Origin of the sequence: uncultured Parolsenella sp. (assembly GCF_934660935.1) — a bacterium.
Classification (GTDB): Bacteria; Actinomycetota; Coriobacteriia; order Coriobacteriales; family Atopobiaceae; genus Parolsenella.
The window spans coordinates 114,213-139,472 of record NZ_CAKUIH010000005.1; the positions used below are offsets into that span (position 1 = coordinate 114,213).

16 protein-coding genes are annotated in these 25,260 nt (G+C 65.0%); 6 read left to right on the plus strand and 10 right to left on the minus strand.

Going from position 1 to position 25,260, the window contains the following annotated elements; genetic code table 11:
* Nucleotides 1–84: 84 nt before the first annotated feature.
* Nucleotides 85–3,393: an FtsX-like permease family protein gene (locus tag Q0H23_RS03915; RefSeq protein WP_293835914.1), complete on the minus strand. Its 3,309-nt coding sequence runs from the start codon at nucleotides 3,391–3,393 to the stop codon at nucleotides 85–87.
* Between the two features lie 46 nt (nucleotides 3,394–3,439).
* A complete protein-coding gene (locus Q0H23_RS03920; protein WP_293835917.1) occupies nucleotides 3,440–4,210 on the minus strand; it encodes a DUF3825 domain-containing protein in 771 nt (256 codons plus the stop codon).
* Between the two features lie 140 nt (nucleotides 4,211–4,350).
* Between Q0H23_RS03920 and Q0H23_RS03925 the strand changes: the two genes are divergently transcribed.
* From Q0H23_RS03925 to Q0H23_RS03940, 4 genes are all read left to right on the plus strand, one after another.
* Nucleotides 4,351–5,088 carry a DUF554 domain-containing protein gene (locus Q0H23_RS03925; protein WP_293835919.1) on the plus strand — a complete coding sequence of 246 codons (738 nt, stop codon included), beginning with the start codon at nucleotides 4,351–4,353 and terminating at the stop codon, nucleotides 5,086–5,088.
* Nucleotides 5,089–5,220: 132 nt separating this feature from the next.
* Entirely contained in the window at nucleotides 5,221–7,020 is a 1,800-nt protein-coding gene (locus Q0H23_RS03930) for a TerB N-terminal domain-containing protein (RefSeq protein WP_293835922.1), read from the plus strand.
* The gene (locus Q0H23_RS03935) at nucleotides 7,013–8,491 is read left to right on the plus strand and encodes an ATP-binding protein (RefSeq protein WP_293835925.1); all 1,479 of its coding nucleotides are present in this window, start codon (nucleotides 7,013–7,015) and stop codon (nucleotides 8,489–8,491) included. The genes Q0H23_RS03930 and Q0H23_RS03935 overlap by 8 nt, the downstream gene beginning before the upstream one ends.
* A complete protein-coding gene (locus tag Q0H23_RS03940) occupies nucleotides 8,491–11,064 on the plus strand; it encodes a DEAD/DEAH box helicase (protein WP_293835927.1) in 2,574 nt (857 codons plus the stop codon). The genes Q0H23_RS03935 and Q0H23_RS03940 overlap by 1 nt, the downstream gene beginning before the upstream one ends.
* Before the next feature lie 49 nt (nucleotides 11,065–11,113).
* Here the strand turns inward: Q0H23_RS03940 and Q0H23_RS03945 are convergent, their stop codons facing one another.
* The 3 genes from Q0H23_RS03945 to Q0H23_RS03955 are packed head-to-tail and all read right to left on the minus strand — an operon-like array spanning nucleotide 11,114 to nucleotide 14,350.
* The gene (locus Q0H23_RS03945) at nucleotides 11,114–11,956 is read right to left on the minus strand and encodes a fused MFS/spermidine synthase (protein ID WP_293835929.1); all 843 of its coding nucleotides are present in this window, start codon (nucleotides 11,954–11,956) and stop codon (nucleotides 11,114–11,116) included.
* Nucleotide 11,957: 1 nt separating this feature from the next.
* Nucleotides 11,958–13,169 (minus strand): MFS transporter, encoded by a 1,212-nt coding sequence (locus tag Q0H23_RS03950; RefSeq protein WP_293836031.1) that lies wholly within the window; start codon nucleotides 13,167–13,169, stop codon nucleotides 11,958–11,960.
* Nucleotides 13,170–13,186: 17 nt separating this feature from the next.
* Nucleotides 13,187–14,350, minus strand: a complete 1,164-nt coding sequence (locus Q0H23_RS03955) for an FprA family A-type flavoprotein (protein WP_293835931.1) — start codon at nucleotides 14,348–14,350, stop codon at nucleotides 13,187–13,189.
* A gap of 452 nt (nucleotides 14,351–14,802) precedes the next feature.
* On the opposite strand from Q0H23_RS03955, the gene mgtA reads away from it, so the two are divergent.
* Nucleotides 14,803–17,589, plus strand: coding sequence for a magnesium-translocating P-type ATPase (mgtA, locus tag Q0H23_RS03960; RefSeq protein ID WP_293835933.1), 2,787 nt, complete (start codon nucleotides 14,803–14,805; stop codon nucleotides 17,587–17,589).
* Between the two features lie 175 nt (nucleotides 17,590–17,764).
* Here the strand turns inward: mgtA and Q0H23_RS03965 are convergent, their stop codons facing one another.
* The 5 genes from Q0H23_RS03965 to Q0H23_RS03985 all read right to left on the minus strand — a co-directional run bounded on the left by Q0H23_RS03965 (nucleotide 17,765) and on the right by Q0H23_RS03985 (nucleotide 23,251).
* Entirely contained in the window at nucleotides 17,765–18,775 is a 1,011-nt protein-coding gene (locus Q0H23_RS03965) for a transglutaminase domain-containing protein (RefSeq protein ID WP_293835935.1), read from the minus strand.
* Nucleotides 18,772–19,839, minus strand: coding sequence for a hypothetical protein (locus Q0H23_RS03970; RefSeq protein ID WP_293814485.1), 1,068 nt, complete (start codon nucleotides 19,837–19,839; stop codon nucleotides 18,772–18,774). Before Q0H23_RS03970 ends, Q0H23_RS03965 begins: the two co-directional genes overlap by 4 nt.
* A 66-nt stretch (nucleotides 19,840–19,905) precedes the next feature.
* Nucleotides 19,906–21,237: a protein phosphatase 2C domain-containing protein gene (locus Q0H23_RS03975; protein ID WP_293835939.1), complete on the minus strand. Its 1,332-nt coding sequence runs from the start codon at nucleotides 21,235–21,237 to the stop codon at nucleotides 19,906–19,908.
* A gap of 69 nt (nucleotides 21,238–21,306) precedes the next feature.
* Nucleotides 21,307–22,203 (minus strand): VWA domain-containing protein, encoded by an 897-nt coding sequence (locus Q0H23_RS03980; protein WP_293835942.1) that lies wholly within the window; start codon nucleotides 22,201–22,203, stop codon nucleotides 21,307–21,309.
* A gap of 118 nt (nucleotides 22,204–22,321) precedes the next feature.
* A complete protein-coding gene (locus Q0H23_RS03985; RefSeq protein WP_293835945.1) occupies nucleotides 22,322–23,251 on the minus strand; it encodes a protein kinase in 930 nt (309 codons plus the stop codon).
* A gap of 325 nt (nucleotides 23,252–23,576) precedes the next feature.
* Between Q0H23_RS03985 and Q0H23_RS03990 the strand changes: the two genes are divergently transcribed.
* Complete coding sequence (locus Q0H23_RS03990) at nucleotides 23,577–25,184, plus strand: hypothetical protein (protein ID WP_293835948.1); 1,608 nt, start codon at nucleotides 23,577–23,579, stop codon at nucleotides 25,182–25,184.
* Nucleotides 25,185–25,260 lie beyond the last annotated feature (76 nt).

The following is a 25,260-nucleotide window of genomic DNA, read 5'->3' on the forward strand; positions in this document are numbered from 1 at the left end:
CACTAATATGTGGCCGGCAGGGGACGCTCCCCTGCCGGCCCTTTTCATCCTGGATCCGTAACCGACCACGATTCTCGTTTCCGCCTAGTCCACGCTCTTGAGTGCTTCGAGCATGTCGACGCGGCGCAAATACTGGTTGACGACCGCATACATCGCCGCAACCACGAGCACGATGACGACCGTCGACACCACGAAGGGGAGCCATCCGCAAGCAGGATCGAACATCACGTTCTCCGGCGGCACGGCGGCGATGATGTACTGCTGCAGCATCCAACCGAGCAGCCAGCCAACCGGCAGCGCGAGACACGAGTTGATGATCGTCTCGCGATAGATGTACATCGAGACTTCGCGTGGATAGAACCCGAGAACCTTGATCGTGGACAGCTCGCGGATGCGCTCGGCCACGTTGATGGTCACGAGGTTGTAGACGATCACCACCGCCAGCAGCACCGCCACCACGATAAGCACGCCCATGATCATGTTGAGGGACTTCACCACGACGTTGATCTGGTCGATAAGCGCCGCACTCTGCACACACCCCATCACGCCCGAAAGGCTCATGAAGCGCGCCGCCTCGGAGCGAATCGCCGTCGTGCCGTTATCCGTCAGGTTCACGACAAAGGCATTCGTCTCCAGGGGCTTGCCGAAGCAGTTCTGGTAGGCCTCCGCACTCATGAACATGAAGTGTTCCATGTACATCTCGCAGATGCCAGCCACACGCACGCCGCACTCGCGACCGTCCGCGTCCTTGAACGTGAGAGTATCCCCTACGCGCAGGCCGATGAGGCTCGCGAGGCGCTCGGAAATCACAGCGCCGTCCGGAGACAGCTCGAGCGCCCTGCCGGTCGAGCGCTCGCGAATGCGCAGGTAACTAGCAAAAGCGCTCGCGTCCTCAGGGACAAGGAGATTGATCTTCTGGTCATCGCCCTTGGCGCCGCCCCGCTTGGTCACGCTTTCGTAGCGCACAGGCAGGTGGCTGGCGACGGCACCGGAGGCAAGCTCGGCATCTATCCCCACGCGCTCTTCCTCGCTCACGTGGCTATTCTCGGCAACGATCAAGTCATAGCCGATGATGTCGCCAAACTGGGCGTCGGCAAGGCCGTTGATGGAGTTGCGAACGGCAAAGCCGCAGAACATGAGACATACGGCGCCCGCCACGCCAACGACGGTCATGAGCATGCGCTTCTTGTAGCGAAGGAGGTTTCTGCAGGTGACCTTCTGCGTAAAGTTAAGGCGATTCCACACCGGCGAAATGTGCTCGAGGATGATCTTCGAGCCGGCGGCCGGAGCCTTGGGGAGGAGGAGCTGGGCGGGTTTCTCCGCCAGGCTTCGCTTGGCCACCGCTGCCGCCGGGCCAACCGAGACGGCCAGGGCCAGCGCAAAGGCAGCCGCGCTCACCAGCGGGCGGAAGTGCATCTCGATGGGTGGTAGCACGAATTTCGAACCATAGGCGCTATAGACGATGAATGGCATCAGCGTATGACCGAGCGCGATGCCGACAAACGCGCCAATGCCTCCCGCCGTAGCCCCATAGACCACAAACTTAAGCATGACGTCGCGGTCGCGATATCCCAAGGCCTTGAGGGTGCCGGAGTTCACGCGTTCCTCATCCACCATGCGAGTCATCGTGGTCGATGCCACGAGTGCCGCCACCAGGTAGAGAAAGTAGGGAAAGACGTCCGCGAGAGAATCGACGATCTCGCTCACGCTGCTGTAGGTCTTATAGCCTTCTGAGCCCGGGGTTTCTCGACGCGAGTCGACAGCGTAAGCCGGTTGGTCGATGGAATCTCGCTGCTCGCGCGCATCGGCGAGGGAGGCCTCGCCATCGGCGATCTCCCGCTCGGCATCGGGCAAGGCGTCGTTGTACTCCGCGAGAGCAGACTCGTACTCGGAACGCTTTTGGGCAAGCGCGCCCGCCGCCTCGTCATACGCGGCGCGGCCCTGCTGATAGGCAGCAAACCCCTCGTTGTACTCGGCCATGCCGGCGTCATAGGTGGCCTTACCGGCGGCGTACTCAGCCTGGCTTGCGGATAGCCTCTCGGCACTTGCGCCAATCTGCGCGGAGACGGCATCGAGCTCCTGCTGCTTGGCGGCAAACTCCGCCTGACCGTTCGCGACTTGCTGGTCAAGAGCCACCTGAGCCGCGGAAATCTGCTGCTCAGCGGCATCGAGCTGCGCTGATTGCTGGGCGTAGCTCGCATCATCGATGAGGCCAGCGGCGTGTGCCTGCTCGAGTTGGTCCCTCTTTTGCGCAACGTCCGCACGTTGGGCGTCAATCTGCGCTTGCGCCTGAGCCGTTTGCTGCTCCGCTGCCGTTTTGGCGTCATCGAGGGCTTGGACGGACGCCGCGTATTGGGAGCGCGCCTCGGCAAGCTGCCGCTCTCCTTCGTCTAGCTGGGCGCGGGCGTCTGCAAGGCGATCGCGGGAAGCGAAAAGCGTTTCGCGCGCACCCGCCAGCCGCGCGGCAGCCACCTCAAGCTGTGACCAAGTGTCATCGAGAGTCAGCTGTCCATCTGCGAGTCTCGCGGCAGCATCATCTAGCGCTGCCTTGGCATCGGAGAGCTGCTGGCGAGCGTTGTCGAGAGTCGCCTGACCGTCAGCGATCTTGTCGTCGAACTCCGCGCGTACCGCAGCGAGACGGCGCGGCGGCGCACATGCGAGCACGGTGGCAAGTTCCTCCTTATGAGCCGCGACGCGCGCGAGGTACTCCGCGCTATACGGGTCGAGACCCTCGGTGTCATCAAACGTAAGGCGCGCAACCATGCGATAGTCCGCATTGAAGACGTCGGGCGTTACCACGGCATATCCCGTAAGGTCGCCCGTTCCCACCGTTGTCTTGCCCTTGTTCACGCTCGCGATGATCTCCGTCGAGCTCACGTGTCCCACAACGCGAAAATGCGTCTGCGTCAGCACCGCGCTGCCACCCATGCCGTCCTTTTCGACCAGGTCGACCATCGAACCGAGCGGAAAACGATCCACGAGGAAGGAGTCGACGGCTATTTCGTCAGGAGCCGAAGGCATGCGACCGCCAACAATCTCAAACTGGCTTACGCGCTCAGGGACCGACTCGAGTCGAATGGAGTCATTGGTGTCCGCAATCGTAACGTCCTTGAGGTAGCCGAACTCGACCTCGCGAACGCCGGGAGTCGCTTTGATATCCGCCTGGTCATCGGCATCAAGGCCAAGGTCGCCAATAACGGTAACGTCTGCCATGTCGTAGCGGTCGAAGAATCGGGCGGAAGTCGCGCGCATATCCGGGCCCGCGACCTTGAGGCCCACGAGAGCGAAGGAGCCCAGGGCGATAAGGCAGACGATGGAGCAGAAGCGCCCCTTTGACTTCTTGAACGTGGCGAGGACGTCACGCCAAAGCATGGTCTTCTTTACGCGTGCCATGACGTCCTCTCCCGTACCAGGTCCAGTCAAGCTCAGTTTCCTGGCCCTACTTTGCCAGCCAGCTCGCCATCGGACGGCAAATCTGGCGCGCATTGTTATATGCCATATCGAGCGTAAGACACGTTCGCGCAGAATAGAACCCGTCCTCACGGCAGATAGTCAATGCGAGCTCCGGCTGGCTGCCCGTAAGGCAAAGCGGCAAAAGCAGCTGGATACGACCGTTGTAATACTGCGGCACCGCAATGGTGTAGTTCGCAGCCGCGCGGCGCTCGGCCTCCGCAACAGCGCCCTCAAAGGCCCGACGCAGCAAGCACTCGTTTCCCTTGCCACGAAGTTGCTCCGGGATGCGAGCCAAGTTGTTCTCATCGCCCAGAATATGATCGATATTCGGACGAACCCGCAGGTGGAAATCATAAATGAGGTCTGCGGGGTTATCGGTGTAATGAACGCGAGCAGGAAGCACGTCAACCTCTGACAGCGCCAAGTCGCTCGACTTAAAGAAGCCCTTAAGGAACCATGGCTGGGCATCCGGGCGATTGTTGGGCTGGAACAATGCGTATATCGCCTCGAAGCGCGGCGTGAATAACCCCGTATTGAAACAGGCGAAATCGCCATCCAACACGATGAAGGACTTCCCTCTCCCCTCTTCATCGACGCGTTCCTGCAGGTACGCGGCACGACGGTACGTGAAGTCGATGTAGTTGAGCAATATCCTGTTATCCGGGCCCCAATCCTCGGGATCAGCCAGGTCTGCCAGGTATTGGTAGCAGGGATAAGGACAGAAGGCGAAGTCGACAATCCTGTCAGGGTAGACCATGCGTCCTCCGTTTCTCGGGTTTGAGGCTACTATACGCGCCATCCATACCGCACGCATCGCAAGAATCGAGGCGCGAGCGCAGATGCCGCTTGTCGGCCGCCTGTATACTAAAGGACCGCACAAACCAGTTAAGGAGCCCAATGCCCGGCCTCGGTACCCTCATCAACGTCACCCTGATCACTATCGGCGGGCTCATCGGCCTCGCCGCCAGCTCGCTCGTCACGGAGCGCCTGCAAGACGCGCTTCTCCGCGCATGCGGCGCGTGCATCGTATTCGTTGGCATCGCAGGCACGCTCCAGCACATGCTCGTCGCCACCGTTGCGGAAGACGGAGCCGTTCTCCTCTCCACGACGGGCACGATGATGCTTGTCGTGTCGATGGCGCTCGGTACGGTCATCGGCGAGGTCATCGACATCGACGCTCGCTTCGATGACCTCGGAAAATGGCTGCGCGACCACACTGGCAGCTCCGGCGACCCCCGCTTCGTCGACGGCTTCGTCACCGCATCGCTCACCCTCTCGGTCGGCGCGATGGCCATTGTGGGTTCCATCCAAGACGGCCTTGCGGGCGATTGGTCCGCCCTCGCGCTCAAAGGTTCCATCGACGCGATCATCGTCTGCGCGATGGCGGCGTCTATGGGCAAGGGCTGTATCTTCTCCGCGCTCTCGGTTGGCGTTTTCCAGGGACTCGTCACGGCGCTCGCCACACTCATCGCCCCGGTCCTGTCCGACGCGGCGCTCGCCAACCTCACCCTCGTAGGCTCAGTCCTCATCTTCTGCGTAGGGATCAACCTCATCTGGCCTCGTACCTTCAAGCCGGCAAACATGCTGCCTGCCGTGGTCATCGCCGCCGTATGCGCGGGACTCCCCTGGTTCTAAGCTCAAGCGGTCCAAAGCCCGGCTCCGGCCCGCAGCCTGGCTCCACCCGTGCTGCCCGGGAGAAGCAAGTCAAACAGATGTTCGCAATCAGTGCTATCATAGGCGTCCCTAAGGCTGGCTCGGGAGGGAGGCATGATGCGATCTACCGCTCAAGAAGTGCTCGACATGCTCCTCCAGAGTCCCAGCCTCCGCCGCAGCGACTTCGTGGACCGCGTCTTCACGGATGAGCCTATCCTCATGCGCGGCTCCCAAATGGCCAGCTACATCCCCCCGCGCATACAGGAGATGCGCGAGATGGCGCTCTCGCCTGAGGGTCGTGGGATGATTGGCGCCCAGCTCTTCACCAAGCAAGCGCTCTTTATGGAGGATTACGAGGACGACGTCGAATATCACGGCTCGTTCGAGCGCTATTTCCCCACTTACGTGGATATGAATGATCGCCAGCTCAGAGGCTATTTCTCATGGAGAAGCGCCGTCCGTCGCGGAGAGGAGACCCCTAAGGCGCCCCTCTCCTTTGCGTTCGTTCACCTCTATGAGCTAATCGGCAGCATTGGCATCGAACTCGAGCCCATCGGGCGCAGCCGCGAAGGCCTCACTAGGGCTGAGCAGGGTTTCCTTGCCATCGAGCATTTCTGGAAGACTCACGAGGACACCTACCCCGAGCTGCAACGTTACGTGACGCGTTGGCTCCGCGATTACGCGGTCTGGCATGGGCTTGACGCGTCCTACCTCGCTCCGTACGTAAATACCGCCTTTGACGAAGCACTCGTCAGCCTCACGGAGTCCCTCGGCTCTTGGATGGCGGCGACGCCCCAGAAAAAGCCTCGCAAACAAGATGCACGGGCAATGGCTCTCGCTGGCGCAGACAGGCCGGAGGAGGAGCGGTTCTTCGCCGCACTCGACCCGCTGTCAACCTACCGGCCACGCGTAAGCCGCCTCTATCGCGACCGTCCGAAGACGCTCCGCCATGTGACCTGCTCCGTTATCGCTGAGCTTGCCCTCTATTACGAGAAGCACCGCAAATCCGGCCTTGTCGAAGATCTTTTCGGCAGCTCGCAGGCCTTCCCCTACGTCATGTTCATGAACGCCGTCTTCTGGACGGGTAGCCCCCACGAAGACACGATCTACGAGATAAGCCCATGTAATCGCTACGGTTGCGCCAAGGGGCGCTGGTATCACGAGGGATTCCTGACCACCGCCAGACGCAGCTCCAAGCTCGGAGCCATTCTCCGCCTGATCGACCAGCGTCTGCGCGTCGCGATTGGCTATCCCCATCCGCTCACCAAGAAGGACGCACCGAAGTACCTCGACAAGATCGTGGCGGAGCAGATTGAGGCCCGCCTCGCCTGGGAGGCGGACCGCGAGGCAAGGGCCGTTCGGGTCGACCTCTCCCAGCTCGCCGGCATTCGCGTCGCGGCAAACGCCACGTGCGATTCGCTCCTCATCGATGAAGAGCGAGAGGATGAGGCTGTGTCGGACGCGGGAGAGGCGATGTCGGCCGCGGCAGTGGCGCCCACGCTGCGGATCAAAACGCTCGAAGCCATGGCACCTGAAGTCCCGGCAGGCGCAGCTGTGCCGGAGACTGAAAAGCCTACCGCCCGAACGGGAGAGTTCGCCGACGAGGGCCCAACGACTGGCCGCCCTTCGGCGGAGCGAGCCATAGCACCCGCTGAAGCGTCTTCCGCGGAAACAGCGCCGGCGCCCTACGGCCTCACTGCCATTGAGCTCGAGCTTCTTCAGTCACTTCTCGATGGCACCCCATGGGAGGTTCCCACAGGCACATCGCTCGACATGCTCGTGGACTCCATCAACGAGAAGCTCTTCGACTTGCTTGGAGATACCGCGCTTGAGTTCGACGGTTTAGTGTCCGGCATGCCCACTATCATCGACGACTACGCAGAAGACGTGAGGGAGGCCCTCTCCTATGAGTGAGAACACAAGTCAGATGGCGCTATCCGCTGATGCGCCCGCCACCAAGCCACGCGTGCCCAAGCGCATCGCTGCCGTCATCATCAACTCGCTCAAGGGTGGCGTGGTGCCGCGCATCGGCCTGCCCTACGTAACGGTCGGCCGCGAGACTGAAATTCGCGCCCTCCTCCATGACCTCGACCTTATCGCCAACGGCGGCGCCAGCTTCCGCTTCCTCGTAGGTCGCTACGGCGCGGGCAAGAGCTTCCTGCTCCAGACGATCCGCACGCACGCGATGGGCAAGGGCTTCGTCGTTGCGGACGCAGACCTCTCGCCAGAGCGTCGCCTCCAAGGCACCGCCGGGCAGGGCCTCGCCACCTACCGCGAGCTCATTCGCAACCTCTCGACCAAGACGCGTCCGGAGGGCGGCGCGCTCCAGCTCGTGCTCGATCGCTGGGTCGCCACCATTGATGCCTCCCCCGCCGGCGCAGAGGCAGCCCTCGCCGCAGCATGCGCTCCGCTCGAGGAGATGGTCCACGGGTTCGACTTCGCCCGCATCCTGCGAGCCTACCACGAGGCCAGCATCCAGGGGGATGACGAGCGCCGCGCCGCCGTCCTCAGGTGGCTCCGTGGCGAGTACCGCACCAAGACCGAGGCCCGTGGCGAGCTCGGCATCTCCTGCTGCATCGGCGATGACGACTGGTATGACTACCTCAAGCTCCTCGCGCAGTTCCTCGTGGGCGCCGGCTATCAGGGCATGCTCGTCCTCATCGATGAGCTGGTGAACCTCTACAAGATCCCAAACGCCATCACCCGCCAGTACAACTACGAGAAGATCCTCACGATGTACAACGACACGCTCCAGGGCAAGGCGCACCACCTGGGCATCATCATGGGCGGCACTCCGCAATCAATCGAGGACCGCCGCCGCGGAGTCTACTCGTACGAAGCCCTGCGCTCGCGCTTGGCAGAGGGCCGCTTCGCGCGCGAGGGCATGTATGACATGCTCGCGCCCGTTATCAAGCTGAATCCCCTCACCTATGAGGAGCTTCTCGTCCTGACGGAGAAACTCTCGGACATTCATGCGGGCTACTTTGGGTATGAGCGCACGCTTGGCACGGAGGACCTCGTCAGGTTCCTCCAGCTCGAGTACGGGCGCGTCGGCGCGGATACCCATCTCACCCCGCGCGAGGTCATCCGCGACTTCGTCGAGCTTCTCGACATCCTCCACCAGAACCCCGGTACCACGATCGAGAGCATTCTCGCGGGCGACGGGTCCGGCGTGGGCGATACGCCGAGTGGTGCCAGCGCACTGGTCGCCACCACGTCGGCAGCCGGCAACACGGCGGACGCGGCAGCGCGGAACGGGGGCGTGACGCTCGCGGGTGCTGCGCCGTCGGGCTCGGCAGCCGCTGGCACGGCCTCCACCATCGCGGGCGCGAGCCGTCCCGCCGAAGGCACATCCAGCAGAGACTTCTCCGGGTTCAAGCTCTGATGGACACCTTCTCTCGCTATGCGCCCTTCATCCAGGACTTCATCTATGACCATGAGTGGGAGAACCTCCGTGGCATCCAGGTGGCCGCTGCCGAGGCGATCTTCAACACGGATGACAACGTCCTGCTCACCGCGTCGACCGCGTCCGGCAAGACGGAGGCAGCGTTCTTCCCCATCCTCACGCTCTTCGACGAGAACCCTCCCGCGAGCGTGGGCGCCATATACATCGGCCCCCTCAAGGCCCTCATCAATGATCAGTTCCTCCGCCTGGAGGAACTCTGCAACGAGGAGCACATCCCCGTCTGGCGTTGGCACGGGGACGTCTCCTCGAGCCACAAGGCCAAGCTCCTCAAGAAGCCGAGTGGCATCCTCCAAATCACGCCAGAGTCACTCGAGGCGCTTCTACTCCATAAGCACTCGGCCATCCCGCATCTGTTCAGCGACCTTCGCTTCGTCGTAATCGACGAGGTCCACTCGCTTCTGCGCGGAGACCGTGGCGGCCAAACGATTTCGCTCATCGAACGCCTCGGTCGCATCGCAGGCGTCAACCCGCGCCGCATCGGACTTTCTGCCACGATCGGCGACCCAGACGCCGTTGGCGCATTCCTCTCCGCGGACACGGGCCGCGGGTGGGTGGTTCCGCGCGTTCAGGAGCCCGAGCGCGTATGGAATCTCTCGATGGAGCACTTCTACCTTGATGGAGAGCAGGCGGGAGACGCCTCGCTCGCCGAGGCGCTGCGCTCGCTTCGCGATTTCGACGCCTCGAGAAGGGCAGCAGACGCTCGCAAGGCGTCAAGCAGTAGCGCCGGACCCGCAAGCAACGCCGGCTCCGCAAGCAACAGCACCGGCCTCGCAAGCAACGCCTGCACTGACTCCAAAAACGAGAGCGGCATCGAGGCCACAAACGAAGACGGCGGCCGCGCGTCTGGCCCCGCTGTCGCCTCAAGAGACGACGAAACCTCCCTCGCCGCCCCATCCCCCATCGAGCCCGATGAGATCGACGACGACTTCTTCATCTGTCCCACGCTCGACGTCGCCACGGACACTGCCCCCAAGGAGGCCGACCCCGGACTCGGTTATGTCTTCGAGCACTCACGCAACAAGAAATGCCTGCTCTTCGCCAACTCCCGTGAGGACGCGGAAGCCTACTGCACGGAGCTCCGTCGTTACTGCGAGCTCGTGCACGAGCCGGATCGCTTCCTGATCCACCACGGCAACCTCTCGAGCTCAATTCGCGAGTCCGCGGAGGATCTCATGCGCGACGAGACGCAGTGCATGACCACGGTCACCACGGCAACTCTCGAGCTCGGCATCGACATCGGCCGTCTCGAGCGCGCCTTCCAGATCGACGCCCCCTTCACGGTGAGCGCGTTTCTCCAGCGCATGGGCCGTACCGGCCGCCGGGAGCGCCCTCCCGAGATGTGGTTCGTCATGCGCGAGGATCACCCTGACGTCAGGGCTCTCCTCCCGGAGACCATCCCGTGGAAACTCCTCCAGGGCATCGCCCTCGTCCAACTCTACCTCGAGGAGCGCTGGGTCGAGCCGCCTCGCCTCGACCGCCTCCCCTACAGCCTCCTGCTTCACCAGACGCTCGCCACGCTCGCCAGCGAGGGCGAACTCTCCGCGAGCGAGCTTGCGGGCAGGGTGCTCAACCTCACCGTGTTCAGGCGCGTGAGTCCGGATGACTTCAAGGTCCTGCTCCGCCATCTCCTCGAGACGGACTACCTCGAGCTCACGGAGGCGGGAGCGCTCATCGTCGGCCTGGCCGGAGAACGCGTCGTCAACTCGTACAAGTTCTACGGCGTCTTTCAGGAGAACATCGAGTACACCGTCCGCAGCGACTCAGCAGATCTTGGCACGCTCGTCGCGCCGCCGCCCCCGGGCGGCAAGGTCGCCATCGCCGGCGCCACCTGGATGGTCGACGAGGTCGATCACAAGCGTCTCGTCGTCTACGTCACAAAGATCAAGGGCCGCGTGCCCGCCTATTTTGGCGAGTGCGCCGGCGACATCCACACGCACGTGCTCGAGCGCATGCGTCGCGTCCTTGAGGAGCGCTGCAACTATCCGTTCCTCATGCGCAACGCAACGGTACGTCTCGCCGTCGCGCGCCGCGCAGCCGCCGGCGCGGACATAGATCGCTCGCCCCTCATCAACCTGGGGGAGGACACGTGGGCACTCTTCCCCTGGCTTGGAAGCTACGCGTTCCTCGCCCTCGAGCGCCTCATCAAGCACAAGTGCGCAAAACAGCTCGGCATCAAGGGCCTTGACCCGACTCGCCCCTACTACCTGCAGTTCCACATGAGCGCGGGCCCCGGCGAGTTCTTCCGAACCCTCATCGACGAGGCGAACAAGCCCTTCGACCCCCTCGACCTCCTCGGCCCGACGGAGGTCCCGGTTTTCGAGAAGTACGACAGCCTGCTCCCACCCGAGCTCGTACGAAAGGGCTTTGCGGAGGGCGTCCTCGACGTCCAAGGCATGAGAAGCCGCGTCAACGAATGGGAGCCCTACGCCACGAGCGCGGAGCTTCCGTCAGGCGGTGGGGTCCCCGGCGTCGATTTCCCTTGGTTCAGCTAGGAGTCGAAACATCCAGGCGCAAGCCCAACATCAGACGGGACGGGTCCCGCTAGTCGTACATCGGCTCGCCGAGGAACTCCTCGTCGAAGGGGATCGCATCCGGGGCTGGCCAGTTGGCATCAGTCGCAACGAGCAGGTAGTTGTCCTCCACCGCAAAGGGGTCGTCCTCGCAGGGTATCACGTGCACATGGGCGAATACCTCGGCAAACGATGAGGCGATGTCTCGGAGGAACTCGATGTCCGCACCCGCCTCCGCGGAGACGACGTTTGCGAGCGCCAAGCCATCCGACACAAGGTTGGCACGCACCGCCCGTGCGGCTTCGACGGTCGCAAGTGCGCGCACGGGTTCGGAGCCGTCGAACGCGTCAAGCACGACCGCGCCATACGGCTCGCTCCCAGAGGCGGCACCGTCCTCGAGGAAGGCTCGCCCGTCGCCCGTGATGAGGCGGCAGCGACCCGGATGGGCGGACATCGCCTCGTCGAGGAAGAACCAACGGCGTGCGACCTCGGTCACGGACGCGTCGATCTCAACCACGTCGAGCGAAACATCATCGCGCGTCGCGAGCACGTGCTTGGGCCACGCGTAGCCACCGCCGCCGATCATGAGGACGTGACGCGTGTCGGGGCGCAGCGTGAAGGCGTGGTCAAAGGCGCGGTAGTAGGAAAACACGGGTTCCATGCGACGCTCGTCGAGGTAGGTGGCGCTTTGGTAGACGCCTCCTATCTGCAGCACCCGCACGGACTCGCCATCGTGGTCGCGGACCTGGCGCACGAAGCCCCACCCACTCGAGAGGCGAACGGGGCGCGGCAGCCACGAGGGCCAACGGCCCTCGGCGCCGGGCCCGCCCACACCCGGCGCGCGGCGACAGGCGTCTGTCGAGCGCTCCTTCATGCTAGGCTTCCGCCCTCGAACGGCGCTCGAGCGGAATGGTGACCAGCACGAGCCCGAGCGCCACCAGCGCGAACACGGCGCCCACGGCGCCAACGTTCGCAAGCCCGAGGTTGCTCACGATGACTCCGCCAACCGCCGTGCCAAATGCGATGCCGATATTGAACGCCGTCGCCTCGAGCGAGCTCGCGAGCGTAAGCGCCTTGGGGTGCTTGCGTATTGCCGTATTCATGAACATCGAGATGCAGGGCACGGACGCAATGTACATGAGCAGCGATATCGCCATGACACACGCAAGGCCCAGCGACTGCGAGGGACCCGCGAGCCAGAGCGTGAACAGCACGACGGAAAGCATGGGGAAGGTCACGCACAGCGCTCGAATTCCAAAGCGAGAGTCAACCCAGCCGGAAAGCAGGTTCGACGCAAACGTGCCCGCGCCATACGCCATCAGCGTGGCGCTCGCGGCAAGCGGAGACATCCCGAGGACCGTCTCGAGATAAGGCGTGACATACCCGTAGAGCACGTAAATCGAGCCCACACCAAAGACAAAGATGGCGATACCCGTCATGACCTGCGGCTCGAAGAGGAGGCGCACCTGCTCGCCGGCAGTCGCGGGCTCGTCCGTGGCACCCTCGCGCGGAAGCAATGCGACGAGAGCGACACACGTCACGAGGGCGAGCGCAAGCGCGGCCCACATGATGATGCGCCAGTCGGAGAGAGCGGCCAGGGCCTTGCCGACGGAGGTTGCGACAACCATCGCCACGGAGAACGCAGCGTAAACCACGCTGATCATCGCGGACGTCCGCTTCGGGTCGACGAGCTCGGGGATGAACGTGATGCCCACGCCCAAAAACGTTCCAGAGACGGCACCGATAAGCACGCGACTCGCGAGGAGAATGTCAAACGTCGGGGCAAGCGACTGAACGAGATTGGCGACGCAGAACACCGCCGAGTAGGCAACGACGAGATGAAAGCGCTTGAAGCGGCCCGTCGCAAGGGTGAGCAGCGGGGTCAAGAACGCATACGTCATCGCAAAAAAGCTGATAAGCTGGCCCGCCTCCGCAAGCGTCACGCCATAGGCGTCGGCAATCTCCTGCTCGACGCCTATGACGGCGAACTCAGAGCAACCCAAAGAGAAGCCGAGGACGACGAGCAGGGCCACGCAGATACGGCGACGTGCAGGCGACAGCGCGGAAGCCCCCGCCGTCTTGGTCATCTCTTCCACTTGCTCTCCTATCGCGCGAGCTCCTCGGCAAGCGCCTCGATCTGGGCACGCGTCTCATTGTTGACGGCGCCCTTGACAGTAACGACGTTCTCGCAGATATCGATATCTTTCATCGCCTCGAGCTGGGAGCGCATGACCTTGGCGGCCATCGGCGCCCAGGAACCGGCCTCGACGAGAGCGACGCGACGGTTCTGGTAGGCGTGCTCGGCGAGCGTGTGAAGGAACGTGCTCATGTGCGGGAAGATGCTGCCCGCGTAGGTGATGCTCGCCAGCACGAGGCGATCATAGCGGAAGGCGTCCTCTACAGCCTCGGACATGTCGTCACGGGCGAGGTCGAAGACCGAAACCTCCTGGCCGCGGGCCTTGAGCGCATCCGCGAGCTCAAGCGCCGCCTGCCTCGTATTGCCATAGACGGAGGAGTAGGCGATGGTCACGCCCTTATCCTCCGGCTCATAGCTTGACCACGTGTTGTAAAGGTCGAGGTAGTAGCCAAGGTTCTCAGAAAGCACAGGGCCATGAAGCGGGCAAATGTGCGCAATGTCGAGCTTCGCAGCCTTCTTGAGCACAGCCTGGACGTTCTTGCCAAACTTGCCCACGATACCGAAGTAGTAGCGCCTCGCCTCGCACGCCCAGCCCTCCGGGTCCTCGGAGTCGAGCGCACCGAACTTGCCGAAGCCGTCAGCGGAGAAGAGCACCTTGTCCTCGGGCACATAGGAGAAGAGCACCTCAGGCCAGTGCACGTTGGGCGCGCCAACGAAGGTGAGGCTACGCCCACCCAGTTCGAGCGTGGCGCCCTCCTTGACCACGAGCTTGCGCTCCGGATAGTCAGTGCCGAAGTAGGCAACCATCATCTTGAACGCCGGCGCCGAGGCAACGACGGTCGCCTCGGGGTAGCGCTCCATGAAGGCGGCAATGCTCGCAGAGTGGTCGGGCTCCATGTGATGAACGACGAGGTAATCAGGCGTGCGACCCGCAAGCGCGGAGTCGAGGTTCGCCAGCCACTCGTCAGTGAAGTGGGTGTCGACGGTATCCGTTACGGCGATCTTCTCGTCGCCAAAGATGACGTAGGAGTTATAGGACATGCCATTGGCGCGCACATCGTACTGCCCCTCGAACAGGTCGATGTCGTGGTCGTTTACGCCAACGTATGCAATGTTGTCGGTAACGTTCATAAGGCCCCAATCCTTACCATTTATCTAGCCGCCCCATCCTATCACCCATGCCAACGCATAAACGCGCCCTGGTTGGTAACAATTAGGAATGACAGACTTACGGCAACCTTACATAACCCAACTCCCCCTATTTGTTATCATCTAGCCGATACAGCAACGATGGGCACCGCCCCCGGCACCAAGGAGGTGCGTCATGTCCGACGGTTCCAGTCATAGTCGCAACAACAGCCACGAACCCAAGACCCTCAAGTCCATGGAGGAGGCGCCCGCCCTCGGGATGGCGGCCGCCCGTCGCGCATAGCGTCAGCTAGACAGCTTGTCAGCAAGACAACCGCACAGCTGAACGGCCAAACGCTAGATAGCTAGATAATCGCGCACGCACACGTTGTGCCTCCGGGGTCCCCGGCAAAGCGCCGGGCCCTTTTTAGTATCCCGGGATTGCGAGGTGCGCCATGATGCTGCGCGACCTCTTCGTTCGCATGCACGCGGACGTCAAGAAGCAGAAGCCCTCCGCCAAGAGGGAGTCCCAGGCCAAGGCACAGCAGGAGTGGCTGCGACACGCCGCCGCGGCTCCTTCTTCAGAGCTATTCTGCGAGATCAACAGCTCCGAAGAAGGCCTCGCGTCTGACCAGGTCGACACCGCCCGCGAGTTCTACGGCGCGAACTCCGTCGCCCGGGCGGCCAAGCGCCCGTTGCCGGTCCGATTCCTTGCGTCTTTCGCGGACCCCTTCACCTACATCCTCGTCTTCATCGCCATCGTCTCGGTCCTGACCGACTGGGTCTTCGCCACCGGCACCGAGCGCGACCTCTCCACCCCGCTCATCATCGGCGCGATGGTGCTCGTCTCCGGCGTGCTGCGCTTCGTCCAGGACGAGAAGAGCACCGTCGCCGCAGAGTCCCTGGCGGAAATGGTCGAGTCCACCGCCGAAGTCGAGCGCGACGGCGACGGCGGCAACGAGACCCCGATCGACGAGATCGTCGTCGGCGACGTCATCCACCTCTCATCAGGCGACATCGTCCCCGCCGATCTGCACATCTTTGCCGCCCGCGACCTCTTCGTGAGTCAGGCATCGCTCACCGGCGAGTCCGAGCCCATCGAGAAGCGCGCGAGCCTCGATGTCACGGGCCTCGAAAACCTAGACGTCGCCGCGACAGTCATCACCGATCTCCCCGACCTCGCCTTCATGGGCTCCACCGTCATCTCCGGCAACGCGCGCGGCGTCGTCGTCGCCACGGGCGCCCGCACGATGTTCGGCGAGGCGACGGGCACGCTCGTCGGCCGCAAGCGCGAGACCTCGTTCGACACGGGCATCAAGTCGACGAGCCGCCTGCTCATGCGCCTCATGTTCGTCATGCTGCCGGTGGTCTTCGTCATCTCCGGTGTCACCAAGGGCGACTGGGTCGACGCCCTGCTCTTCTCGCTCTCCGTCGCCGTCGGCCTCACGCCCGAGATGCTGCCCATGCTCGTGACCACCTGCCTCGGCAAGGGCGCCGTCGACCTCAGCCACTCCCGCGTCATTGTCAAGCGCCTCGACTCGATCCAGGACCTCGGCGCCGTCGACGTCCTCTGCACCGACAAGACCGGAACCCTCACCGAGGACCGCATCGTCCTCGAGCGCCACCTCGACGTCAACGGACGCGAGGACGCCCGCGTCCTGCGCTACGCCTTCCTCAACAGCTACTTCTCGACCGGCGTGAAGAACCTCGTCGATAACGCGATCATCGAGCGCGCCCTCTCGGAGGGCACCGACGAGGTCGATGCCGTGACGGAGGGAACCCCCGTCACGGCAGAGGAGCTGGCCGAGTACTACCACGGCATCGACGAGCTTCCGTTCGACTTCGAGCGTCGTCGCCTCTCCGTTGTCGTGGGCGACGCCAGGGGCCGCACGCGCATGGTAACCAAGGGCGCCCTCGAGGAGATTCTCGGCATCTGCTCGCGCGTCGAGGTCGACGGGCAGGTCCTTCCCCTAACCGACGAGCTCGCGGAGAAGGTCATCTCCCGCGGCGCGGACCTCGCCGACGAGGGCATGCGCGTCCTCGGCGTCGCCCGCAAGGACAACCCCGCCGGCACCGGCATCCTCACGGTCGATGACGAGCGGGACATGGTCCTCATCGGCTACCTCGCCTTCCTCGATCCACCCAAGGAGAGCTCCGCCGCCGCCATCAAGGCCCTCCTTGAGCACGGCGTGGAGACGAAGGTCCTCACGGGAGACTCCGCCCGCGTCGCGGCGCACGTCTGCCGAGCCATCGGCATCCCTGCCGACAACGTCCTCACCGGCACCGACGTCGAGGCCATGAGCGACAAGGAGCTGGCGGTTGCCGTTCAGCAGACGTCCATCTTCGCCAAGCTCTCCCCCTCCCAGAAGGCGCGCGTCGTCGCGACGCTCCGCGGCCTCGGCCACGCCGTCGCGTACATGGGTGATGGTGTGAACGACGCCGCCGCCATGCGCGAGAGCGACTGCGGCATCTCGGTCGACTCCGCCGTTGACGTAGCCCGCGAGGCCGCCGACATCATCTTGCTCGAGAAGGACCTCATGGTCCTCGAGCGCGGCATCGAGTGCGGCCGTCGCACCTACGCGAACATGATCAAGTACGTGAAGATGACGGTCAGCTCGAACTTCGGCAACATCGCGAGCGTCCTTGTGGCGGCGGCGCTGCTACCGTTCCTCCCCATGACGGCCGTCCAGCTGCTCCTGCTCAACCTGATCTATGACCTCACCTGCACGGCCATCCCCTGGGACAACGTCGACGAGGACGCCATCCGCACCCCGCGTCGCTGGGACACGGCCTCCGTGCGCCGCTTCATGGTCGCGTTTGGCCCCCTGAGCTCGATCTTCGACATCCTCACCTTCGCAGCGCTGTTCTTCTTCGTGTGCCCCGCCGTCGCCGGCGGCGCCTGGGGCACGCTCGACACCGCGGGTCAGGCGCTGTTCGTCGGCACCTTCCAGGCTGGCTGGTTCGTCGAGAGCATGTGGACGCAGACGCTCGTGGTGCACCTGATCCGTACCGAGAAGACCCCGTTCATCGGCAGCTGCGCGTCTCTGCCGCTCGTGATGCTCGGATCGATGGGCATCGCCGTCGCAACGCTCCTGCCAGCGAGCGCGCTGGGCGCGGCGCTTGACTTCTGCAGCCTGCCGCCGGTGTTCTGGGGCGTCCTCGCCGTGATGGTGCTCGGCTACGCGGTCATCGTCTCCGGCATGAAGAAGTTCTTCCTGAGCCGCAACGATTCGCTCCTGTAGGGACGAAGCGGTCGGCGAGACAAAGCCGCCGAGCATCTGAGCTCACCCGCACCCGCCAGCAACCCCGCGGGGGCCAGTGCGACTGGAGAACCGCCGCCCGACGAGCGCGGGCGACCCATACCTCAACAACCCATACCCCAACAACAAGGGGCTGGCGGAAGCATCCCGTCAGCCCCTACTTCTTGCGGCAGAGAAGCACGTTGCGCCCGGGGACGAGCCGATATGCGACGTCATGGTGCCAGGTCTTCGTGGCCAGCTTGACCACCTCGTGCGCGAAGCGCCTGAACTCGCCCTCGTCACCCGAGGGCAGGCGCATCTCGACGGAAGAGGCGCCGCGTGCTCGCCGCAGGATCGTCCTCGCCCCGCCCATGTCCCACGCATCAAGGTCAAAGGCGTCGTAGTAGCCCGCCGAGACATCGCACGCGGAGCTAAAGCCAACGCCTGCGGCGAGGTGGGTTGGCGCGGCCTCGGCATCGGACAGGCCGAGATAGGCATGGCTGCAAGTCCAGCCGTCGCGCTCCGCGTCCCAGTAGGTGTCCGCATGCACCCAGCGAGGCGGCGCGCCCCTCTCGACGGACACGTCGACGAGGTTCCAGGCATGGCTGGTCTCGCCATCGCGACCGCGCCTCGGGGGCCGGTCTCCGCCCGTAGCCCACCCGCTCACGACGGCGCACGGCACATGCGCCGCGTCACACAGCAGCTTGAACGCGCGGGCATAACCCGTGCAGACGGCCCCGGTGTGCCCGCGGCCAAGCGCGCCGACCGCGTTTCGCAGGTCGGTACCGCCTTCGATGCCAGCGCCAAGGCTGAGCAGCCCGTCATGGATGGCGGCGACGCGCGCCAGCCCCACAGGAAGCGCAGAAGCCGCCTCGAGGATCGGGTCGGCGCTGCGGGCTATCGCGTCGAGCTCCGAGCGCGCCTCGGCCTCGTCGCGCAGGTAGGAGAAGGACATCCTCGTTACCCCCTGCGACCCGCGCTCAACCGTCGTCGCGGACGAATTCGCCCAGATGATACGCGGGTTGTCGTGCATCACCAGACGGAACACCTCGAACGCGGCGGTGTGGTCGAGGCCGCCGGGAAGCGTCGCCTCGCGCGAGAAGGTGGCAAGCGCGTCGAGGATCTCCTCGTAGTAGGCACGCGAGACCGGCCCCAAGGTCGAGCGATGTAGCTGCGCGACCATCCTCATGCCGCCTCGGCCGCAGGGGTGGCCTTGGCCATCTCGGCCTCGACGTAGCAGTACGGGCACGCGCTGAAGCCACGGTGGTACGCGTGCCCGCAGGGACAATCGACAAGCTGGTCGAGGTAGTCGCCCAGCAGGCGCTCCCACTGGCCCGGCGCGAGGCGACGGCTCGGGTCATCGTCGAACAGGCTCCACTGAAAGGCCTCCTGGAAGAGTGGCGGGAGATACTCCAGGGGCAGGGCCCAGGGCTTGAGCTTGAGACCGGGCGCGGTGCCGACGAACGGGGAAGCGCCTTCCGCCACCAGCTCGTCCACGGGCCTTGGGCGCTCGTAGGAGTCGTCGGGGCCGATGTCGACTGAACCAGAGAAGGGATGGACCCAGTTGTCGAGGGCGCGGAAGATCGCCACCGCGAGGCCGAAGTCATCGGTCTTGGGCGTGAACGTGGAAATGCCCTTCAGCGCCATCTCTCGATAACCGAGGCCGCATTCGCGCTGGGCGCGGACGAGCTCGGGGGCGACGTAGCCCTCGGCGCAGACGCCGCAAGGATAGACCAGGCTGCGGTCATACGCCAGGTGGAAGCCATCGACGTCAAGAAGGCCGACATGGCCATCTTCCCCCACCACGAAGTTATAGGGGTTCCAGTCTCCCACACAGATGCCGATGTGGTGCAGGAACTCCACGACGTGGCACAGCTCCTTAAGGGCGACCAGCGAGCGACGCGTGGCGGCGGCGTCGGCACCCGGATACTCGCAGGCCACGGGAAGCGGATCACCCTGGAAGCGTCGCATCACGAAGCCCGCGAACTCCGTAGCGGCCGGATCTCTATAGAGCGCCTCGGAAGGCCAGGCGAGAGCCGCCATGGCGTCGGGGGCCTTGTCGCAGAGCGCGAGGTGGCACCTGGCCATCGCCTCGACCTTGACCTCATGGATGAACATGTCGGGGTCATCGGCGTGATAGATCTTCGCAACCGAGCACGGGTCGTCGACGACATCGTAGACGACGCCCTCGGAACCACTTGAGCCGGCGTCGGCGAGAACCACGGGGCAGCCGGCATTCGTGTAGACAACCATTGCCATTCCTTCCTTCGGACGGAGCGGGCGACGGCACCGCGCCGGGCCGAATCAAACAAACACCTGCTAGTTAAGGTGACGATAGGGCCTGAGCCCCACGCTTGGCCCAGGGACAAGGGCATGCGGGGAGAGCGAGCGGGGCTGGGCGTAGCACTCCGCGCGATGACTGCCGTCACGCACCTCGACGGCGGGAACGGCGCGGTCGATGACGACGGAGATGGAGGGGCGCGGCGCGGGCGCGGGCGCGGACTCGGACGTGGGACCGGCGTGCTCGGGCTCGCGTGCGGGGCCGGCGGGCTCGGGAACAGGCTCGGGCGCGGGCTCGGCGGAAGCAGACTCGGGCGCGGGCTCGGCAGCCGGCTCGGCAGGGCCAGCGCCAACCAGCTCGGGACCGGCATCAGAATCGGCGTCAGGCTCCAAACTGGATTCGCCCCCGGGGCCTCCGACGGACCTCTCGTCATCGTCAGGCTCGTCGAACGGCTGCTTGCCGATGGGTCCCCCGTCCTCAATGACCCTCTCGGAAGCGGGGCGATCAGCGGCAACGTCCGCATCGCACCCACAGGCGTCAGGGGCCTCGTAGAGGACCACCACGGTCTTGTCGTCATAGACGTCGATCGGGTCGAGGTCCCCGAGGAACTTCTCGGCGGCGGCACTCAGGTCCTCGGGGCGAGCGGCGTCGGCTGGATCGAGGCGCAGCAGCAGGTCAAGCAACGGGTCATTAACCTCGACGTTAGCCAGGTCCCCATCCGCCTCGGACGCCGACACGACAAAGCCCGGCACGAACTGCTCGAGCATGCCGTCCGTGGCGAGGACGAGGCCCTCAACCCCCTCGGCCATCCCAAACCGCCAGTGGTCGTCCGCGCTCAGGGAGAAGACCGTGTTGCGATGCCCGGCTCGGTCCATGCGGCAGAGAGGGTGGTAGCCATCCGCGAAGAGACCCACGATGCCGGAGTCCCCGGCGCAGGCCCAGGCCACGCTATAGCCATCCCAGACGCACAGGGCGAGGGTCGTCGCCAGCGCGGCGGGATCGGCCCCGACCTCGGCCGCCTTGCGATTAACGGCGGTAAGGGCGCGATGCACGACCCCCTCGAGCTTAAGGTCGTCAATCCCGGCAAGGCCAGGATACGTAGCCGCGGACAGCGAGAGCGCCTCCACCGCCGCCGTCGCCGCGGCGGCGGACCCGAGGTTCGAAAGCTCCGCCGAGCCGAGCCCGTCCGCCACCGCCGCCACAACGAACTCGTCGCCGCGAACACGGCGGACGCGGGTGCCGCCGGGAGCCACACACGTGCTCGACCAGCCCGAGCGCACGATGCGAACGGCGAACGAGTCCTGGTTGGGGATGCCGAGGGCGAGGTGGGAGGTCCCGGGAACGGAGGCCTGATAGCACATCAAACTCATGGATATGCCCTTCTCTCAATCGATGGTCTCGACACGCCGACGGCCAATCTCGGGCCGCCGACGAGGCGCCTAGGAGGCGAGGTACTCGCGCAGGGTCATGCCCGCGGGCGAGCAGAACCTGATGGGGCTGTCGGGAGTTCCAACCTTGGTGCCCACCGCGGGGACCTTGCCCGGCTCCTCCGAGGAGAGGACGCGGGCGTACTTGCCGGCGAGCTCGAGGAAGTCGTCGATCGAGGCGCCGTCATCGGCGGCAAACCAGCCGTCGCTACCCGCAAGACGCTCGGCGATCTCGGGCTTGTAGTCGCCAAATCCCAGGAACATCACTTTGATCTTGCCCTTGGCGACGGCCGTGGAGAGGGCCGCTGCCGCGGCGTCGATGTTCTTGCCCGGGTAGTCGGCACCGTCGGAGAGGATGATCAGCAGGGAACGTCGGGGGTTCTGCCCATGAAGACGAACCTGGCGGTGAACCTGCTCGCGCTCGAGCTCAACGGCCTTGAGGATGGCGTCGTTGAGGTGCGTGGCCCCCTTGGCGCGAAGAACGACCTCGGGCATCTCGGCAGCGGGGACGAAGGCGGCGTCGACCTCGTCGAGACCCTGGGAAGAGTCCTGGTCACGCAGGCGCCAGACCTTGACTTCGCTGCTAAACGAGATAACCGAGACATGCGCGGTCTGTCCGGACACGGGGTCCTTGCAGATGGAGCTCTTGATGCCCGCAAGACCTGCATTGATGGAGTCCATGGAGCCATGCACCGAGCTGCTGCAGTCCGCCGCGATGATGATGTTGGTGGGTTCGACGCTCGCGAAGCGACGGGTGAGGCCGCTCGTGGCGACGCGACCGAGCCTCGTGGGCTCAAGCACCTGGGTCTGGGCGGAGGAGCCCGCCGAAAAGCCGGGGAAATCGGACGTCGACGTCTGGTCGACGGGGCGGTTGAGGACCTGGGTCTTGGCGGCATCGTTGGTGGTCATGGCGCTTCCTTTCCTCGGGCCGCGATCGGGTACGTTTGCCGCGGCCGTTTTTCCTTGGCTACAGAATCGGCGGAAGCGCACCTCGCCGCTCGCGCTTATCAGCTGAATAGCGACGGGGCTACGCGGCGACGCCCAGACCGGGAACCGCTGCGGCCAAGGCGCGGTAGGCGGCGCCGGCATCGGGATAGCGGCAAGATGGCGGAATGGATGTGCCGCGGCGCAGGAAGCAGCCGAGCGGCGAGTCGTCGGACGCGGGAACACCGGCCTCCCCATAGAGCAAACGCACTCCGATGGCGCAGGCCGAATACACGTCTGAGGCAGGCGACCACGGCCCGTAGCTCGCGGACTCCGGCGGCTCGAACCCGAGGCTGATGATCCTCTCGCGATGAAGGCCCCGTTCACACTCCTCAGCCAGCGCCGCGCACCCGAAGTCGACGACGCGCATGCGGCCATCCGGCGCGACGATGACGTTGCGGGGGTGGAGGTCGCGGTGGATCCACCCCGCGCCATGGACGAGCGAGAGGGCGAAGAGCAGCTGCGCGAGGAGAGCGATGGCGTCGAGGCTCTCGAGACGGCACTCGTCCGCCTCGACCCGCCCGAGATAGCAGGCGAGGCTCTCGCCCTCGACATACTCCTCGCGAAGGCACAGGGCCTCGCCTCCCGACGCGTGTCCATCGCGCACGCGCTCCAGGCCGTATTCCCGCGGGAAGAACCCGGCGGGAGCGAGGAGGCCAAGCACTCGATGCTCCACGAGCAAGCGTTCCTCGGCGGCGGGCGTGAGCGCCAGCTTGCCGACACGCTCCCCCATGCGCACGAGGCGCGTCTCCGCGCTAGCTCCCGGCGACGGGTAGATCTGCTCGAGCGGAGGGGCGGAGACGTCGGGCCAGGTGGCCGCCCCGAGGCGGGGCAGGGAGACGTCACGACGGCGCAGGCGCAAGTCGAGGCGTGTTGCCGCGCGAGCGAGCGCCTGGGCGGCACACGTCGCCATTCGCGGAAGACCGCGGACGAGGCACGCCAGCTCACGGGCGAACTCCCAGATAGAATGCACAAGATCCCGGGCCAGCGCCCGGGCTGCGCGCGCCAGTCCTCGGGCGAGCAGCAAGGCCACGCGCGCCAGCTTGCGCGCGATATTGGGAACTGCCACGCAGGCGACCCACACGAACGTTCTCAGCAGAACTCTCAGAAACCTTCCCAGCAGCGCCCCAACCATGGACAACCTCCCGCCGGCATACGCATCACGGGGCGCCGACGCAGGCGCCCCTCCTCAAGGCGAGGCTATCCAAGGCATCTCGAATGCGCAGGGGCTATTCAGCTGACTCCACTCGCGGGGAACGCCCGGCCTCTGATAGACTCGCGGCAGCAAAGGAGGATCCATGCCCAAGCTCAAGAAACTCCCCGAAAACGCCTACGAGACCCTCTGCGTAGAGCTCGCCCGCGCCACCACGATGCCCTTTGGCGCGTGGTGCGCGCTCGGCGGTCGCGAGGCGGTCGGCTATGCCACGCACACGAACTTCTCGCAGGCGGCCGAGGGCTGCGAGCGCATCGGGGTCGCCGTCTTCGACGAGCTTGCCTCCTACCTGCGCATGCGTGCGGAAGAGGCTGGCATCCGATGGATCATTGCCGCGGGTGACGCGGACATCGAGGCCAAGGCGCTGCGCGACCCGCACGCGATCGGCCTGCTCTGCCTCGACCACGGCAGGGACCACGCGGCGACGCTGCTCACCGGACACGTGGGCGACCTCCTGACCCAGTACGCCATCCTCGAGACCGAGGGCCGCCTTCTGGCGCAGGCGGGGGCGTCCTCCCCCATCGCGAGCTTCTCCCCCATCGAGAAGAACCGCTCGTTTGCCAGCACGGGCGCGAAGATCGGCCAGCTCATGGGCTATGTGGGCTATAGCGAGAAGGACGCCGAGCTGCCGCTGGCCAACCCCAGCGGCTCGATTCCGTCCTCGCCGAAGGAGGAAGGCCCCTCATCGCCGCGATACGTCCAGTACCGTGCGAGGCGGGTGCTCTTTCAGGCGGTGGAGACGCATCTAGACATCGTGCACGCCTCCGCCACGCTCAAGGACCGCACGGCAACGCCCGTCGCCTGGCGTTGGGGCTTCGCCCAGGGCAACCGCACAGACGCCCGCGAACGCCTAGGACTGGTTGGCCACGATCATGCCAAGTGGATCGCCTCCGGCCACGTCCTAGCATCCTGGTTTTCCGAGACGTGCGGGCGGGGTGGCACTCCCTCCGACCTCGCGAGCGAGGCCCAGCGAATCGTCGATGCCGTGATAAGCCAATGCAAGCGCGACGGCTCGGCACAAGCCGCCCGTGAGCTGGCCTTCTTTGCCGATGCGCTCAGTCGCCGATGGACGATCGCGCACGGCAGCGCGAAAGACGCACTCGCACCTACGAACGCCGTGGTCAACGAGCTTCTGACCCCACTCTTCGCGAGCCTGCTCTGTTGCGTGGCGCTTCGCTCGGGGATTACCTCCTCGGGCTTCGACGCCGTCGTGGTGGAGGCGGGCCTGGGCACGCTGCCCGCGCCAGGAACCTCAGGCGACAGCCCTCTCGAGCCGGAGGCCCCCGCGAGGAAGGCGGAGTACGTCACCCTTCGCGTTTCAAAGATTCCCGTTGCGGAGCGGGGCAGCGGGCGCGCGGCGTCGGTCGAAAGCTACGCGTTCGAGCTTGGCACCGTCGTGCGCATCGGGCGCGCGCCGAGCTACGCCGACACGCCGGCCCTTCTCGGCAGAACGGCAGCAGACGATGCACACGCAGCGGTCGCCGACCTCGCGCTGCCAGACCCCGCGGTCTCGCGCCTCGCACTGGTGCTGCGCACTGAGGACGCGCTTGAGCTCGAGATCATCAACCAGAACACCTACCTGCGCGGAAGCCGGCAAGAAAAGGGAGCCACGCTCCAGCTCGAGCCGGGCGACGCCGTCACCGTGATCGGAAGCGAGGTCGACTTCGTGGTTGAAGTCGCACAGCTGGGCTAGGGCATGCTGGGCTAGAGACAAGCTGGATTAGGAGCATGGCGAAGGAGCCTCGCGCCGTCTCGGACGCGCGGCTAAG